At 57.7% G+C, this 14,951-nt stretch carries 18 protein-coding genes and 2 pseudogenes; 14 read left to right on the forward strand and 6 right to left on the reverse strand.

Features of this window, described 5'->3' with window-relative positions:
* The first annotated feature begins 4 nt into the window (after nucleotides 1-4).
* The 10 genes and pseudogenes from ACEK02_RS15900 to ACEK02_RS15945 form a co-directional block, all read left to right on the forward strand.
* Nucleotides 5-2,227, forward strand: coding sequence for a heavy metal translocating P-type ATPase (locus ACEK02_RS15900; RefSeq protein WP_371422580.1), 2,223 nt, complete (start codon nucleotides 5-7; stop codon nucleotides 2,225-2,227).
* A gap of 181 nt (nucleotides 2,228-2,408) precedes the next feature.
* Nucleotides 2,409-2,858, forward strand: coding sequence for an MgtC/SapB family protein (locus tag ACEK02_RS15905; protein WP_371422581.1), 450 nt, complete (start codon nucleotides 2,409-2,411; stop codon nucleotides 2,856-2,858).
* Between the two features lie 301 nt (nucleotides 2,859-3,159).
* The gene (locus tag ACEK02_RS15910; protein WP_021078737.1) at nucleotides 3,160-3,474 is read left to right on the forward strand and encodes a hypothetical protein; all 315 of its coding nucleotides are present in this window, start codon (nucleotides 3,160-3,162) and stop codon (nucleotides 3,472-3,474) included.
* 22 nt (nucleotides 3,475-3,496) lie between these two features.
* Nucleotides 3,497-3,757 carry a PilZ domain-containing protein gene (locus ACEK02_RS15915; protein WP_371422582.1) on the forward strand — a complete coding sequence of 87 codons (261 nt, stop codon included), beginning with the start codon at nucleotides 3,497-3,499 and terminating at the stop codon, nucleotides 3,755-3,757.
* Nucleotides 3,758-3,788: 31 nt separating this feature from the next.
* On the forward strand, nucleotides 3,789-4,262 hold the full coding sequence (locus ACEK02_RS15920) for a hypothetical protein (protein ID WP_371422583.1): 474 nt from the start codon (nucleotides 3,789-3,791) through the stop codon (nucleotides 4,260-4,262).
* A 382-nt stretch (nucleotides 4,263-4,644) separates the two neighbouring features.
* On the forward strand, nucleotides 4,645-5,028 hold the full coding sequence (locus ACEK02_RS15925) for a hypothetical protein (RefSeq protein WP_371422584.1): 384 nt from the start codon (nucleotides 4,645-4,647) through the stop codon (nucleotides 5,026-5,028).
* 143 nt (nucleotides 5,029-5,171) lie between these two features.
* On the forward strand, nucleotides 5,172-5,333 hold the full coding sequence (locus ACEK02_RS15930) for a DUF2934 domain-containing protein (RefSeq protein WP_371422585.1): 162 nt from the start codon (nucleotides 5,172-5,174) through the stop codon (nucleotides 5,331-5,333).
* Between the two features lie 16 nt (nucleotides 5,334-5,349).
* Nucleotides 5,350-5,535 (forward strand): hypothetical protein, encoded by a 186-nt coding sequence (locus ACEK02_RS15935; RefSeq protein ID WP_371422586.1) that lies wholly within the window; start codon nucleotides 5,350-5,352, stop codon nucleotides 5,533-5,535.
* Between the two features lie 465 nt (nucleotides 5,536-6,000).
* A complete protein-coding gene (locus ACEK02_RS15940; protein WP_371422587.1) occupies nucleotides 6,001-6,183 on the forward strand; it encodes a hypothetical protein in 183 nt (60 codons plus the stop codon).
* A gap of 471 nt (nucleotides 6,184-6,654) precedes the next feature.
* Nucleotides 6,655-6,971 (forward strand): annotated as a pseudogene (locus ACEK02_RS15945) (transposase); the annotation flags it as partial.
* A 93-nt stretch (nucleotides 6,972-7,064) separates the two neighbouring features.
* On the opposite strand, the gene ACEK02_RS15950 reads toward ACEK02_RS15945, so the two are convergent.
* Entirely contained in the window at nucleotides 7,065-7,676 is a 612-nt protein-coding gene (locus ACEK02_RS15950; protein ID WP_371422588.1) for a hypothetical protein, read from the reverse strand.
* A gap of 347 nt (nucleotides 7,677-8,023) precedes the next feature.
* On the opposite strand from ACEK02_RS15950, the gene ACEK02_RS15955 reads away from it, so the two are divergent.
* Nucleotides 8,024-8,368, forward strand: a complete 345-nt coding sequence (locus ACEK02_RS15955; protein WP_371422589.1) for a zinc ribbon domain-containing protein — start codon at nucleotides 8,024-8,026, stop codon at nucleotides 8,366-8,368.
* 362 nt (nucleotides 8,369-8,730) lie between these two features.
* Nucleotides 8,731-9,102, forward strand: coding sequence for a hypothetical protein (locus ACEK02_RS15960; RefSeq protein ID WP_371422590.1), 372 nt, complete (start codon nucleotides 8,731-8,733; stop codon nucleotides 9,100-9,102).
* 393 nt (nucleotides 9,103-9,495) lie between these two features.
* Here ACEK02_RS15960 and ACEK02_RS15965 read toward each other — a convergent pair.
* The 4 genes and pseudogenes from ACEK02_RS15965 to ACEK02_RS15980 all read right to left on the reverse strand — a co-directional run.
* Nucleotides 9,496-9,946 (reverse strand): annotated as a pseudogene (locus ACEK02_RS15965) (transposase); the annotation flags it as partial.
* A gap of 710 nt (nucleotides 9,947-10,656) precedes the next feature.
* On the reverse strand, nucleotides 10,657-11,031 hold the full coding sequence (locus ACEK02_RS15970) for a phasin family protein (RefSeq protein ID WP_371422591.1): 375 nt from the start codon (nucleotides 11,029-11,031) through the stop codon (nucleotides 10,657-10,659).
* A 382-nt stretch (nucleotides 11,032-11,413) separates the two neighbouring features.
* Nucleotides 11,414-11,929: a hypothetical protein gene (locus ACEK02_RS15975; RefSeq protein WP_371422592.1), complete on the reverse strand. Its 516-nt coding sequence runs from the start codon at nucleotides 11,927-11,929 to the stop codon at nucleotides 11,414-11,416.
* Between the two features lie 272 nt (nucleotides 11,930-12,201).
* Entirely contained in the window at nucleotides 12,202-12,495 is a 294-nt protein-coding gene (locus tag ACEK02_RS15980; RefSeq protein WP_371422593.1) for a hypothetical protein, read from the reverse strand.
* Between the two features lie 220 nt (nucleotides 12,496-12,715).
* Here ACEK02_RS15980 and ACEK02_RS15985 point away from each other — a divergent pair, with 220 nt between their 5' ends.
* Complete coding sequence (locus ACEK02_RS15985) at nucleotides 12,716-12,919, forward strand: CsbD family protein (protein ID WP_192737474.1); 204 nt, start codon at nucleotides 12,716-12,718, stop codon at nucleotides 12,917-12,919.
* 1,212 nt (nucleotides 12,920-14,131) lie between these two features.
* Here ACEK02_RS15985 and ACEK02_RS15990 read toward each other — a convergent pair.
* On the reverse strand, nucleotides 14,132-14,335 hold the full coding sequence (locus ACEK02_RS15990; protein WP_371422594.1) for a hypothetical protein: 204 nt from the start codon (nucleotides 14,333-14,335) through the stop codon (nucleotides 14,132-14,134).
* 366 nt (nucleotides 14,336-14,701) lie between these two features.
* Here ACEK02_RS15990 and ACEK02_RS15995 point away from each other — a divergent pair, with 366 nt between their 5' ends.
* Nucleotides 14,702-14,950 carry a WGR domain-containing protein gene (locus tag ACEK02_RS15995; RefSeq protein WP_371422595.1) on the forward strand — a complete coding sequence of 83 codons (249 nt, stop codon included), beginning with the start codon at nucleotides 14,702-14,704 and terminating at the stop codon, nucleotides 14,948-14,950.
* The last annotated feature ends 1 nt before the right edge of the window (nucleotide 14,951 follow it).

Below are 14,951 nucleotides of genomic sequence, written 5' to 3' on the forward strand. Positions count from 1 at the left end.
AGCCATGACCGACGCGCCGCATACCGTCAAAGTTCGTCTCCATGTCGAGGACATGGACTGCGCCTCTTGTGCAACAAAGATTGAAACCGCCCTGCAGCGGTTGCCCGGCGTCAGCGATGTGGTCGTCTCGGTGCCCGCGGGCACGGTGACCGTGACGCATGATCGAAGGGAACTAGACGACAGGATCCGTGATCGGATTTACGGCCTGGGTTATCAGGTGGCCGGTAGCGAACAGCTAGGCGTCAAAACGGCTCCGCCTGAACCAGGATATGAAAATCAATCTAGCGATGTTGGGGAAACCCATTCGCACATCCATGACCATACCTCGAGTGGTCAGCCTTGGTGGCAAACGCGGAAAGGCATGCTTACCATCGCGTCCGGATTAACCTTGGCGATGGCCTACCTGCTTGGCAAGTTGATGCCAGCGACGGAGCGTTGGGCGTTTTTGCTGGCAATGCTGGTCGGTCTGATCCCGATCGCGAGGCGTGCGATCTCGGCGGCAAGGGCGGGCACGCCATTCTCGATCGAGATGCTGATGACCATCGCTGCAGTCGGCGCAGTGATCATCGGGGCGACGGAGGAGGCGGCAACCGTCGTCTTCCTGTTTCTGATTGGTGAACTTCTGGAAGGCGTCGCGGCTAGCCGTGCGCGGGCTAGCATTCAGAATCTGACCAAACTGGTACCGAAGACCGCGAGACTTGAGGAAGATGGCCAAGTACGTGAAGTGCAGGCTGACACACTTTCCGTCGGGGCGACGATCCAGATAAGGCCCGGTGACCGCATCCCCGCCGACGGTGTCATCCTTTCCGGAGAGAGCGCGATCGACGAGGCGCCGGTCACGGGCGAAAGCACGCCGGTTCGAAAGGGGCCTGACGAAACTTTGTTTGCCGGCACCGTCAACGGCGATGGCTTGTTGCGGGTACGCGTGACCGCCGCTGCGGCCGACAACACCATCGCCCGCGTTGTACGTCTCGTCGAGGAAGCCCAGGAATCGAAGGCTCCCACGGAGCGTTTGATCGACCGGTTTTCCCGCTTCTATACGCCGGGCGTCGTCGCGGTCGCGGCATTGGTCGCGGTCATTCCGCCGCTGCTGTTCGGCGGGGTCTGGGCCGCGTGGATCTACAAGGGTCTGGCCATCCTGCTGATCGGCTGTCCCTGCGCGCTCGTCATCTCGACCCCGGCCGCGATCGCCGCCAGCCTGTCCGCCGGCGCCCGCCGAGGACTGCTCCTGAAAGGCGGGGCGGTTCTCGAGCAGATCGGCAAGGTCAATGTCGCGTGCTTCGACAAGACCGGTACGTTGACCGCTGGCAGACCTCGGGTCACGGACATCATCGGCTTCACGCGCAGCGAGGCTGATGTCCTGCGTTTCGCCGCGGCGCTTGAGTCCGGTTCAAGTCACCCGCTCGCTACCGCGATTTTATCCAAAGCAGCGGAGCAGCAGATTTCGATTCCCTCAACATCCGGCTCCAACGTCATGGGCGGAGTTGGCATTCGCGCCACTGTGGAAGGGGTTGAGGTGTTCGTCGGGTCACCCAAGGCCGCGGGTGAGCGCGCTCGGATGACCGCGGAGCAGAGATCACGAATTTTCGATCTCAGTCATGAGGGGAAGTCTGTCGCACTGGTCATTGTCGAACATCAAGTTGCCGGAGCAATTGCGATGCGCGACGAGCCTCGTCCAGACGCCCTTGCCGGACTGAAAGCACTCACCGATATGGGTATTAAGACAGTCATGCTGACCGGGGACAATCGGCACTCGGCCTCGGCAGTCGCCGAGCAACTCGGAATCGAGGTCCAGGCGGAGCTGCTGCCTGAGGACAAGCAGCGGATCGTCAGCCAGTTTCAAAGAGCCGGCTGGTCTGTCGCCAAAATCGGGGACGGAATCAATGACGCCCCGGCGCTGGCGGCCGCCGATGTCGGCATCGCCATGGGAGGGGGCACCGACGTCGCGTTGGAAACGGCCGATGCGGCGGTGCTGCACGGGCGGGTTTCCGATGTTGCCGCCATGGTCGACCTGTCGAAACGGACGATGACCAACATCCGGCAGAACATCGCGGTCGCGCTCGGGCTGAAGGCCGTCTTTCTGGTCACCACTGTTATCGGATTGACGGGGTTATGGCCAGCCATCCTTGCCGACACCGGCGCGACTGTTCTGGTGACGATGAACGCTTTGCGCCTGCTTCGCTTTCCCCAACCGAGCCGTCCAAATCTTGAGGAAACCTGCAATTGAGTGCTTTCTCGTGGCTTCGCACCCTCAGTAATTCCATGTCTCAAACATTGAGCCGGTTATCCATGCCAGAAGGGACACACCCAGCGGCGGCCAAACTTGCAGTCGTCACCCTTATCTTCGGGGTGACAACGGACGCCGCATTCGCAGCTACAGGCGAGGCTGCGGGACTACAAGGTTCGATTTGGCGCTGCTTGTCCGGATCGGAGTTGCCGTCGCGCTCGCCTTTCCCATTGGATGGGAACGCGAGTTTCGCGGTTCGGAGGCCGGTGACCGCACCTTCATGCTCGTCAGTCTGGGTGCAGCCGCATTTACCGCCGTCGGCGTTGAGAACTTCCCGGCGAGCGCCGAGAAGGTGATGGCGGGCGTCGTTACTGGGGTAGGATTCCTGGGTGGAGGTATGATCCTTAAGGACGGGGGCGATGTCCGTGGCTTGACCACTGCGGCCGCCATTTGGGCAACGGCTGCAGTCGGCATGCTCGCAGGGGTTGGCGAACTTCTCATAGCCGGACTTGTGACCGGAATGGTGATCCTAATTCTTGAGTTCGAATTCCTGCCTGTGATCGGCCGGCTCGACGCACGGCGCTGGAGGCCAAAGAAAATCGAACGGGAAGGAAACGGACGTGAACTCTAATGGTATGCACGCGCCAGAAACGAAGCGGTTGCAACCATTTTCTAACGCTTGTTTGCAACCGTAAAGCCGAGTGTCGACGAATTTACGCTCCCGGAGGAACGATGACCAACACCAGCGTTCAGAACATCTGCCGGAACTTACGGACGGAACGGACAAAGATCAATTGTTCAGGACGAAGTGTGGCTTAGGCCGAATGGGCCTGCATCCTCAGCGTTAGCAGAACAGATTTTTTATCTAGAATTACCTTCACTCTCGCCTTGAACAACTCAATCTTAGCACATGATTTAACAGGAGACAGACAATGGGCTTCGATCAGTATCACGAACCGGCGGATGAACTTTCGCAGGAAACTCGGACCTTTGCGCGAATGATAACATCGTTGATCGAGGAGGCTGAAGCCATTGGCTGGTACGAACAACGGATGTCGCTCGAAAAGGACAAGGAAGCCAAAGCCATCATGGCGAATGCGCAAAAGGAGGAGTTCAAGCACTTCGGCATGAACCTCGAATTCTTGCTCCGTCGCAATGAAGACTGGCGGACCGAACTCCAAGGCATCCTGTTCACGAAGGGTGATATCGTGAAGCGCGCCGAGGCGGCCGAGAAAAAGGTCGATTGATCCCTTTCTTGAGGCGGTTGCGATGGTCGAGAAAAGGATTATTCCGCGGAAGAAGGTGCTGAAGGCCGGCACGATCGCGTTCGGCGGTGCCGCTATCAACTGCACCGTCCGGAATTTGTCGGGCACAGGCGCCATGTTGGAGGTCGAGAGCCCGCTCGGAATCCCGAGACAATTTGTACTGGATATTGCGGCGGACCACTTCCGGCGTGAGTGTCGAGTCGCTTGGATTCAGGAGAGGCGGCTCGGAGTCGTTTTCTTGGCCGGCAATGATCTGGAAGACTGATGTGTACCGGCGGACCGTGGGGAGGCGATCGATGTTGAAAATCTTTGTTATACTGATGCTTTGCCTTGCCGCTACCGATGCTCGAGCCAGAGCGTCCGGCATCGCGCAGGGCGGATGGTCCTACCTGTCGGCCGAGCAAATGAGCCGTTTTCCGACGGCTGTTAGTCTTGCGCTTAAAAGCGCGCAGGACCTATGCGGCGGCGAAGCGACGAGAATCCGAACTGGATTTCTACGGTACCTGCCGGGCCTTAACGGGGTAGAATTCACAACGATTCACTTCGAACACTTTGATTGCTCTGGCAAAGACTTGCTCTGTTCGACGAGCGGATGCCTTCATCGATTGTTCGTTACGAAAAGCGGACGCATGCGCGAGATATGGCGAGGCCATATCCGCGAGATCGATATGTCTAACGAAAACGGCATTCCGTCGATCGACTTTAACTGCGGCCGAGGTGGCTCATTTTGTCACTTTCGGAGAAAGTGGAATGGCCCGCGGTTGCAATGAATATGCGACGCTTACCCACCATATACGGACTGGTGGGTCCTGCTGGGGTTGAGCTAAAGACGCGGTTGCTATGCTCATGCCTTCGGGAAATCTAGGCGAAGATCGCATGCTGGAACGACGCGAAGACTAGCTAGTGACGACGATGCGATCGACCACGCCACCTTACAAATTGAAGCTAGGGAAACAACGAGTTTGCGTTTGCTCTGGACAATGTCGTCTAAGGAAGCTGGCTGATGGGATGCACGGAAGAAGCCGAACGTGTTGCGCTCGCGCATCGGATCAAGGTATCCGTGGAGGCGAAGCTCGCGGATGGATCTAGCAGGGGCACGCTCTGCTGCCTGGGCTGCGGACATGACGGCGAGTGGTCTCGCCAAGGGTCTGGATGGATCTTTCTCTGCGAGGATTGCGGACTGAACGCGACAGGTATTCTCTCCCCGAGCAAGTCTCGGCACTGACGCGCGACCTAACTGGCAGCCGAACTACAGATCGCGCTCGCCTCCAGGAGATCGAACGCGAAAAGGGAGCCGCACTGAAAATCGCCGACATTCACGATCAGGGGGCAGGCGTCTACCGGAAGGTGATGCTCGATGGCGACATGGATGGCGCCTGGAGGTGCGGATGGTCAGGCCTCATCCATGCTGTACCGACCCTCAAGAAACGGATCGATCGGATCAAGGCGGAAGCCGACCGCATCAATCGCGGCCGGCTGATGGGCCTTCTCCATGGTACCGTCGAGCTAGGGGCCCGATGGCGTGCCGCTTCCTAAGTAGGGGGCGTCAATCGATTGTAATCATGTGAGTACTTGATACAGCTTGCGCAGAGATGGATGAAGGCGGCCGACTGTCCGCGGCCGGCCTCCCCCCGCGAACCCCAATAATGGGGGATTTGCTGCTTTGGAAAGGAACTTCGATGGCAACGCCCCGCCAGATGGATATTGTGCGCCGCGCCTACCAGCTATGGAAGGAAGCCGGACAGCCCCAAGGCAGGGACGAAGAGTTCTATCTTCAGGCGGAGCGAGAGTTGCAAGGAGGGCCCGACAAGGACAAGTCGTCGGACGGCAAGCCGGAGTAGAGCGGGTCCGGACGTGATGAAGCGGCAGAAATTAAGCGTGATTTCAATGATATCTCAGTATCAACATGGCGAAACCGGCCTCAGCGGAGCGTTTTTCCTGAGGACCTACACGTCTACTCTTGGTTCTGAAGAGCCGAGCTTCCGCCAGGCGATCGTTCTCCGCCCCGCCGACGAGATCATCGTCGTTGTTGCCGCCCTTTGAGATAAGTCATTTCCGCCACCCTCAAACGCCACTTCATGGTGTCCGAACCGGATAACGGTTCGTCCTCGCGGTGCAAAGTGGCCGGCGACTGCCTCGTAGCTGGCGGTGGCACTAGAACCGCACGGGGCATACCGCGAACCGCTCATATGAAACTGGTGCTCAAGCGGTCGCGCGAGCGGCCGAGCTTGATCTTCAGACCTCCTTTTTTCGCCCGCTGCGGCGTACTGATGCGCCCGGACGATGGGGAATCGTCACTTTGGCGGCGCTGACGCCAATCACTGATCAGGCGCGGAGTGCCCATTGGCAAGTACCATGAGGTGCCGCGACTCGTTTAATGCCACGCAACCGTGGCGGGCTCACGAGATTTAGACGCCGGACTTGCGCGCTCAAAAAATCAGGCCCCGGATTTCTCCGAGGCCCGCTCTCCGGTGCGCTAATGACGAGGCTCTATTTTTGAGAATGCGAGTGCGCCGTCGTCGTATGTTTGTGAGCTTGTTCGCTATGCTCGTGAGCCGCTTTTGCGTGATGCGTAGCGTCCGCGTGCTCGCCGCGCGCGTGATGATGCTCGGCCTGATGATGATGATGGGCGGCCGCATGGTGATGAGCCGCGGCCGTGTGATGATGCTCTTGAGAGGGGTGCTTTGGTGATTGTGCCATTTGAGTTTCCTGAGTGGTTGATAGATTCCAACAACCATCGTTTCGGCCTTTAGTTCCTACGGACGCCGGAGGTCGCATCAGTGGGCCGTTACATATCCCATTCAAAAGAATGAGGATCTCTAGGTGACAACGAAGGAGCCGTGTGTTGCGACCTCGTTCCTATGGTAGCGGTGTTGTCCAAAGACACGCGGTGCGCCGCCTAGTTCGTTTACCCTCTGTCTCATTTTTGCAACGGTTCTCGATATTCTCACGAAGTCGGGCGAGATTGATCTAAGCTGGCTTTCACGGTGCGGAATTGAGAAATATCGAGAGGAATCGGATTTTAGCCCGCGCGATGGCAGCACCATCCCGGCAACCTGGACCACGTCGGCCGGCGGGGGTGGTAGGAGAACTACCGGAACTTTTGGCAATGCAGGCGGCGCGCTGCCAATGACATGAGCAACACGGCGCGGGCGGCGGCCGGCGGACCGCCTGAGCAAGGATCGAGACGCACTGCTGGCTTTCTACGACTTCCTGGCCGAACACTGGAAAACACTGCTGACGACCAATCCCATTGAAAGCACCTTCGCTACCGTGCGCCACCGCACGATCCGATCGAAGGGATGCTTGTCCAACAGGACGGCGCTCGCGATGGTCTTCTAGCTGTTCGAGGCCGCGCAGAAAAGCTGGCGTGGTCTCGATGCCAGTTGCCAAAACTCGTTCTCGGTGTGACGTCCAACAACGGGATCGAGGTCATCGCAAAGCCGAATGATCGTCCGCCCGCAACCGCTGCCGCCTGACCGGCCCAGGCCTCACCAAGACTTGGCGATACCGCTGCCGGGGGATCGGGAACAATTGGAGGAAGGCAAAAAACCGGTCTCTCCGGAGCGTGGTCAGTGCCGGTGCGGCGCGAACAACCCGGCGATCCTCGACTGGATCGCGGGTGCGGAGACGAGCACCACAGCGCCGATCGCCCACAGAACGACGATAGCCGGCTTCGCAACCACGCGCAGCAACGCGATGGCCTGACTCGTCAAGCTGCCGAGGTTGAGCCTGTCGATCGCACCGACCCCGTCTTTGCCGACGCCGACCGCCGTTGCGAAGTCTTTCCCTTTGTCCACCGCGAGGCCTGCATTGGCCTCGACCCACCCCAGGACGCCGTCGACGGTAACGTAGCCGATCCAGGCACTCAGCGACCAGACCGTTAGGCCGACAACTACAGCGATCCAGGAGATCGGCCTCAGCATTTGCAGCCCTTGCCGACTGTCGGAGCGAACACTAGGATTGCCCGGCTCCGCCGCCTGATCCCGACGGATTGGCTGAATCGCGGAAGATGTGTCAAGGCGCTTTCCGCATTGCTCACAGAATTGATTGCCGGGCGCATTGCCGACCCGGCAGTTCGAACACACGCGCACGGGCTGCACCGGGGCCGGGCCGAGCGATCCATAGCCCTGATGGCCGCCGCCATCCCCTCCTGAAAGACGTCCGAAGGAATCAAAACTCATGATGGCTTCCTTACCGGAAATGCATGGGCCGCGAGGCGCTTCTCACGTTGAGGGCGGATTTCGACCGGGTTGACCAAATGGGTCAGCGCCTTTCATGCGTGCGATATATAGGCTTTTCCCGACGCAGCTGTTTCCGCCAAATTCGCAATAGCTTAAGAGGTGCCCGAATTAAGACATTATGCCGCATTCAAGCAAGAGATTCAGATCAGCGCAGAGCCTTCTGCGCGGGGGTTATCTTTTTGTAATGTTGGTGCTCTAGCTTGCTCTAGCAATTATCGCAATTATCTAGTTGAAAGTAGGCATGGGCCGGAAGGTCGTTTGCGCTCAATTAGCATCGAGATTGACACATGAGTTCGCATTTTCTGGGACGGTTGTTAGGCGGTCATGGCGGTAGCGGTCATGGCGGTGGCGGCCATGGTTCGCCTTGGGATGCTGCCCGCCTGGCCCAGGGCCCGTTTAGCCAGCCGGGGCCACAAGCGCCGGGTCATGGCAGCATCCCCGCCACTGCTCAGCGCGTGCTGGTGTGCCCTAATTGCCGGGGCGACAATTCGCCCGACAGCCGGTTCTGCGGGCAATGCGGACAGCGCCTTGGGCCGCCCGAACAGGCCTGCGCCAAGTGCGGCGTGACGCTCGCGTCGGGCGTCAAGTTCTGCCCATCCTGCGGAGAAGCCGCGGCGGGGGCGAAAGCCTGAAGGCGTCGGCGCCAAGTGCCTGCGTCGCGCGAACTGATGTTGCACCGAAGCGTTTGAGATAGACCCCACCGGAGGAAGGTCCATGCCGCAAGCCCGGCCAGCATCACGATCACCCCGGTCACAAGTCGGGAGACGTGGTGGACCAACACGGCCACCGCGACAGCAGTGGACAGGGTAAAAAGTAGATCTGCTCAAACCGTCAGATGCTATGAAGGCTCCGTGCGTCCGCGCGGAGCCCTTTTGCGGTGATGGTTTGGTGGACGAAGCCCTACGGTCTTGCTTAACTTGGGGGGAGGAGCTCGCCGCGCCTGACAGCGTTTCACGCCGCGCGGCGTCGATTCGTGTCGCTGGCCTCGGCTCGAATGGACTCGTTCTCACAGGTCAAAGCTCTACCCCTCGCTCTGGCCGTGGAGAAAGCCCCTGACTGCGGGCGCCGCATTGGCCGCGAAGCCCTAGTCGGCGAGGACGGGCGATGGGCGTTGCCGTTAATGGCGACCGAATCCGCCACCGCCGAAACCCCCATGCCCACCGCCGAAGCCCCCTCTGCCAAAGCCAAGGCTGATGCTCGGACCTCCATAACCATAGCCGCCACCATAAACCGGGCCACCGTAACCATACCCGCCGCCACCATAATAGGGCTGCGGAGCATAGTAAGAGCGCCGCGGAGCATAGCCATAGCTCTTGTAATATGGACGAGCATAGCCGCGCGAATGAGGGTAACCTCGATGACGTGAACTAAAATCTGTCGATGGAGATGCGTCGGTCGCGGCCTGTGCCTTCTGTGCCTTCACCGTATGGGCCGTGGCGTTTGCTGCGGAACCGCCTAGCAGGGCAGCTGCGCCGATGGCAAGAACGATCGCTCGCTAACCTCGTCATGGAATACTCCAATAGTGTGTGGACGAGTAATTGACGCAGAGCATCTATGTTCCGGCGGGCAACATTAATTTTTTGTAAGTACCTGAACCTCCATTCATATTGAATAGTAAGACGACTTAGAGTTGAGATACTCCGCAATCACGCCGCCCCACCGCCGCCCGGTGCACTCGAACCGCCGCCATTGCCGCCGGTATAAGTCTCGTTCAGCGCGGGGCTGGCGATGTTGAGGGCCGCCGCCGCGCCTTCTCGTGTGGGCTTGGAGCTCTCGATGAAGCGTCGAACGCCAGTTCGGCGCCGGCCTTGGTTTCGGTCATCCAGATTTCCTGCAACGCGCGTTTGGCTTTCGGCGGCTGGCTCTTCGGTAACCTGGCGAGTACGTTGGCGGTCTTGTGCACCCAGCAGCGTTGCTCGCGCGTTTTCGGCCAGACCTCATCGGCGGCCTTCCAAAACCCGAGCGCGCCATCGGCGATGGTAAGCTGCGGCGGCTCGTCGAGCCCGCGTCGCTTCAAAGTCGAGCAGCAGATCGCGCCAGTCCTGCGCGCTCTCGCGGGCGCCTTCGGTGAAGCCGACCAACCTTGCGGCCTTCCGGCGTCGCGCCGATCAGCACAGGATGCACTGCTTTTCGTCTTCGAGACATGTCTGGAGATGGGTGCCATCGGCCCAGCCGTAGACGTAACGCTTCGCCGACTGATCGCGCTTCCGCTGCGCATTCGCGGCATCGTGAGCATGGATTTCAGCGCATCGTGCGCAACGATTTCAGAAAGATCGGGAGCGGCGATTTCAGGTGTGAGCACTTTTTTGGGGTGCTGGACGCTTCGGCTGACAACTCAAGCGGGCTAGGGGTTTCTCATTCAACCAGTGAGGAAGCCTGATGCCTACCGAGAGACTGTCGATGCGCCGGATGAGCAAGGAGGCGTTTTCGATGCCACTTTAAATGTTGTCGGGCGGAAGGTGCCATCAAACGATATCGGCAGACGGATAGCATCAAGTTGAGGCACGCGTCTTAAACCTGTCAAAGATTTCAGCGGGCGATCGTTGCCAGCGTGACATTCGGCGCTTGCCAGGTTGGAGACGCGGCAAGTTAGTACAGGCGGAATTGCAGTCCCGTCCTGGCTCTCACGATCGACGGTTCGCCACAAATTATTCGTAGGCCTTCTGATCCGCTTCCCCTGTTTAGCGATACCTTACCGAGACAGCTCAGGCGCACATCAATGGGCAGGCCAAATTAATATGAACCCGCCGGACGAAGTATGGGTGGACCGAAATTAGCTGACATCCTCGGCAAATGCCTTGTGCTTGGCCAGCTTATGGTCTCCAGGCTCAGCCGCTCAACTAGATTCGATCTGCTGGCAGAAATAACGGCTTTGTACGCTCCTCGTTAGCGGGGGTTCAAAGACGCTTTGATTCCGAAATCAGGATTGATCTTGGCCGCCCTTCACCACTTCGTCCACTGCCCCTGAGATCCGGCCCTGATATTCCTTGAGGTGTTGAGTTGTGGCAGAAAACTGCGAGCGGACAAAATCCGATTGAAGCTGCATCGCTTCGCCAATGTCCTTGGCTTGCAGAAGTCGATGCGCATGCTCGAAAGATGCGGATACATTTTTCTCTGTAATCGCCAGTGCCTCTCTGGCAACATCGCTCATTGGACCACGCGGCACCATGTCGATGGAACTGGCAGCTGATTGTATAAATGTGGAAACAGCCTTTTTGGCCATTTCGACGCTCCTCTCGGCGAAGTCGCGAATATGCACCGGCACGGTCATCGGCATTATTTTTGGGTCAATCACGTCTGGCCTCCTTGGCTAAATTTGTCGAACATCTTACCATAGTATCAATGTCCTTGAGGAAACAGTAAACAGAGGGTAGGTACGGGATTTCCGTACGAGATTATGGAAGCCGTGACGGCGGCTTCCTAACATCGGACCAAATCCTCCTTCGAACTGAGGCCGGTCTTGGGGCTTTCTGCCCATCTCATGCCCGTACCGTCATGGGGAGCGCCGATTTTAGGGGACTTACCGATGCAGCTTGTCATCCGGGCCAGTCATGAAAATATGATCTTGAACTGGCTGTGTCTCGGTCGCGGCGTAGAGGTAGGATCGCGCCCTCCAGCAGCGAATGGTCAGCCTTTTTCAATGATTGCCAAGGTCAAGAGCACCTTGGGTAGCCAGCTCATCCGGAATGTTCTGGACCGCCAGCGAATCTGAGGTTGGTTGTCGGTGCAGAGTTGCGTCTGTCGATTGCACGAGCAGTAGGGTCGGGCAGGGCCTCAAGCGAGGCTTCCAATTGCGCAATCTCGGCTGAACACGGACCGGCCAAGACAGGACCACCTGAACTGCCAATAAGCAAACCAACTATCAGCACTATTGCTGTGCTCTGCCATTGCATCATCGCGCTCGTGCTCTCTGCTTTAATGATGGCCGTCATGGCCGTAGAGGTGACAATCTTCAAAAAAGTGGCCGCTAAAATGGCGGCTCCCGTAACCGGATCAAAGGGTATATTGACCGGGACGAGTACCGTACCAAGCAGGATAGCCGAAATAGCAACGTTCAGGTCGATAAATATAGTGCCCACCTTGATAACGATGATGACTGGAATGCCCGCTCGGCGTGCCGGTATCCTGGACAAACGGACTTGTTCTCCCCGGTGCATCGGGCGGTGGGAATCGCTCAAAGCAGCTGAAGTCAAGTGAGGTGCTGCTGAAGTCGATTTGATAGCAGGATGTCGCCATGGTAGACGATGCATTCCTGGTCGTCGAAACCTCAACGGCAATATAGACATCCGCAGTGTTCGCTCACGATCGACGATCGCGGGCGTCTCGTTACGCTGGCAGGCGATGTCGTGGTGACATCATCGGGCGCATTAGCTTTCGCTGTGTGATGGCGCGGTATCGATCGCTCTGATTGCGGGGTCGCCGCTACATGAAACGCCCCGCGACTTAGCGGGGCGTTATTTGCCGATCACATCTTCTTGGATTTCATGGACGTCATTTTCATCGCCTTACTCATGTGCATCGAGCAGCCGGCCATGTCTTTCTGAGACATCGATGACTTCGCGGCAGTCATTTCCTGCATCGCCATGGTTTTGTTTTCGCCATCCGGCATCTTCATCATCATGCCATCGGCCTTGGCCATGCCAGCCTCGGTGCATCCCGACATCTTCGACTTCGCTGAGGCAGGTACCGCAGACATCGCCACCACCGCGACGGCCGCCACGCAAGCTAATTTGCAAATCATGTTCGTTTCCTCAACCATAGTGGGCCCAATTGCCAACTGAATGGAACGCAGATGCAGGGTCTGAGTTCCATTGAGGGCTTTTTGAGATAGCTGGCTGCGCCTTTAGACCATGTGACGAATTAGACCGACTCGCAGAGACCAGGCTGGTCTACCGGCTTCATTAGGCCCATCGTCCATAGAACGAGCGGAACCGAAAATCGGATACTTCGTTACGTGTTTTCAACTCAAGGAGGACGCCATGGACTGGAATCGCGTTGAAGGAAACTGGAAACAGGTTAAGGGCAAGGTCAAGGAGCAATGGGGAAAGTTGACCGATGATGACCTGGATGTCATCGCCGGCAAACAAGACCAGCTCCAGGGCAAACTGCAGGAGCGTTACGGCTACGCGAAAGATCGCGCGCAAAAGGAAATGGACGATTGGTATGGTCGTCAGACCTGGTGACATCCCGAATAAAAAAGGCCCCGCTTCGGCGGGGCTTTTTGCGAATGGCTGCTTGGGTCATCCGGGTGCCTACCAGTGGTGACGCCAATCTCGATGCCAACCACCATAATAACCCGGTCCGCCATAATAGGCATAGGCCGGTCGATCTACCCTTCGATAGCCATATCTTAGCCGGGCGTACGGGGCATATCCGCCGTAGTACGCAGGGAAGTACCCGCCATAATATCCGGGAGCATAACCCCCGTAATAGCAATATCCGGGACCGTAGCCGTAGGCATTGGACGCGATACCGCCGATAACGGCGCCGGCAATCATTCCTCCAAAAAGGCCGGGACCGAAGCCGCCACGTGCCTCAGCAGGTGCTGATGTGGCTGCTGCGGTTATGGCCAGAGCTCAAAGCCGCAATTAGCGCTACTCTTTTCATCGCTTGAATCCTTTCCGGTTTGGTACTCGCCAACAAGGACTAACCGTAAAAGTTTCAGGGAACTGGTCCGCACTCGCCAATCCCGGTGCAATTTAATTCTAATGAATAACGGTTCAGACAGGCGAATGCGTAGATGGAGACAATCACGGACAAGATGATCGCAGGTTTATTGGACACTGTAGGTGCGCAGACCCTCGCTGACTCTCTGCCACAGGCCGCGGTTGGGGGCGTTCTCGGCGAGTAGAATCGGGTGCTCAAGATTTTTCTTCATCGACGCAAAGGTGAATACAGCTGGTGGACCCACATCCGATAGCTATCGGCACCGTCGACCGCTCGGGATTGAAAGCGAGCGCGTCGTTAAAAACCGCCGCGATTAATGATCGTGTTTTTCGCGCCGCATAACCGATTGAACGGTTTGTCCTGGTCTTGAAAGTGCGCAATGATTAAGAGTTTCGCTAACGTTGCCGAGGTTGAAAGGTCTGACACCATGGAGCGAAAGCAATCGGGCTTGTACCGTCAGAATGCAGAGAACTGTATGCGAATGGCCGAAGCTGCTGAGGCCAAACCTGCCTTCAGACGATTCAAACGGATGCAAGCCGCTTGGCTGGCGCTTGCTGCAGAACAAGACTGGCTGGATGGTGAACGCTCACCGAGCGAACGAACAAAGAGATAAAAGGCGATCCGCCAAGTGGTGGCCTGCCATGATTTCAACGGATTCCAATCCCTCAGCTGTCAATTTAGTCCTTGCAACCGATCATAAGGGCGCGCCATTGAACAATCTCCGCCGGTCATTTCAAACTTGTCCCAGCAGTGCGGTTGCAGCCCTCGCAGTAGAAGGTGTCGCCGTATTGAGAAGAAACGGCCTTAAAGCCTGACGGGAGTATCTTGATATATACCGCATCGTTGCCATTTAGAGACAGGCTTGCCACGCCGGTCAGCGCACAAATGCGGCACCTCAAGATTTCCGTCCACTGATCGGAAACGGTGGTCATGACGCGAACTTACCCACGCGAATGGGGCGTTTTCGAGTTTGAGCACAAGCCTCTTTTCTCAATAACCAGTTCGAAAGTCAAAGTGGCCTAAATCGAAAATCAGCCTATTTCGCGCTACACGTCAAGACGGCTTCCGAGTGCACTCTTCTAGGAATGTATTCCATAATGAAGGTTATGCGAATCAACGTTGGCGAAGCAAGAATTTAAGGTGCTCAAGTCTGCGTCTCTCTCTCGCGGCGTTGCCAGCAAGTGTCGTTGAGCGCGCCACAAATCATTTGGTCGCTGGTATTAACATTCTGAATCGTTGGCCATGATCGATTCAATAATTTAATTGGACGGCCGTTTCGGCGGCTGCGATTCTGGCGTATGTCCGACCTTAAGGTGCACTACCTCGTGCTCGAACGCTGTGATCCGGCCCGTAACATGGCGCGGTTTTATGTGCTCTCGATCGAGCCGACACTCTTTGGTGATACTGCATTGGTGCGCGAATGGGGGCGTTTGGGCCAGCGCGGCCGGCGGCGCCTCGACCTGTTCGCTGGGCGGGTGCAGGCCGTCGAGGCGCTCGACGCCTGGCTCGCGCGCAAGGCCCGTCGCGGCTACGTCCGACGAAATTAAG

The sequence above is a fragment of the Tardiphaga sp. genome, assembly GCF_041424195.1.
Lineage (GTDB): Bacteria > Pseudomonadota > Alphaproteobacteria > Rhizobiales > Xanthobacteraceae > Tardiphaga.

What these genes read in the sequence shown, in the direction of transcription:
- ACEK02_RS15955 (WP_371422589.1), top strand. Translation starts at nt 8,024, where the DNA reads ATGAGTTCGCATTTTCTGGGACGGTTGTTAGGCGGTCATGGCGGTAGC.
- ACEK02_RS15920 (WP_371422583.1), top strand. Translation starts at nt 3,789, where the DNA reads ATGTTGAAAATCTTTGTTATACTGATGCTTTGCCTTGCCGCTACCGAT.
- ACEK02_RS15995 (WP_371422595.1), top strand. Translation starts at nt 14,702, where the DNA reads ATGTCCGACCTTAAGGTGCACTACCTCGTGCTCGAACGCTGTGATCCG.
- ACEK02_RS15980 (WP_371422593.1), bottom strand. Translation starts at nt 12,495, where the DNA reads ATGGTTGAGGAAACGAACATGATTTGCAAATTAGCTTGCGTGGCGGCC.
- ACEK02_RS15935 (WP_371422586.1), top strand. Translation starts at nt 5,350, where the DNA reads ATGAAGCGGCAGAAATTAAGCGTGATTTCAATGATATCTCAGTATCAA.
- ACEK02_RS15950 (WP_371422588.1), bottom strand. Translation starts at nt 7,676, where the DNA reads ATGAGTTTTGATTCCTTCGGACGTCTTTCAGGAGGGGATGGCGGCGGC.
- ACEK02_RS15985 (WP_192737474.1), top strand. Translation starts at nt 12,716, where the DNA reads ATGGACTGGAATCGCGTTGAAGGAAACTGGAAACAGGTTAAGGGCAAG.
- ACEK02_RS15990 (WP_371422594.1), bottom strand. Translation starts at nt 14,335, where the DNA reads ATGACCACCGTTTCCGATCAGTGGACGGAAATCTTGAGGTGCCGCATT.
- ACEK02_RS15910 (WP_021078737.1), top strand. Translation starts at nt 3,160, where the DNA reads ATGGGCTTCGATCAGTATCACGAACCGGCGGATGAACTTTCGCAGGAA.
- ACEK02_RS15930 (WP_371422585.1), top strand. Translation starts at nt 5,172, where the DNA reads ATGGCAACGCCCCGCCAGATGGATATTGTGCGCCGCGCCTACCAGCTA.
- ACEK02_RS15900 (WP_371422580.1), top strand. Translation starts at nt 5, where the DNA reads ATGACCGACGCGCCGCATACCGTCAAAGTTCGTCTCCATGTCGAGGAC.
- ACEK02_RS15925 (WP_371422584.1), top strand. Translation starts at nt 4,645, where the DNA reads ATGGATCTTTCTCTGCGAGGATTGCGGACTGAACGCGACAGGTATTCT.
- ACEK02_RS15915 (WP_371422582.1), top strand. Translation starts at nt 3,497, where the DNA reads ATGGTCGAGAAAAGGATTATTCCGCGGAAGAAGGTGCTGAAGGCCGGC.
- ACEK02_RS15960 (WP_371422590.1), top strand. Translation starts at nt 8,731, where the DNA reads ATGGACTCGTTCTCACAGGTCAAAGCTCTACCCCTCGCTCTGGCCGTG.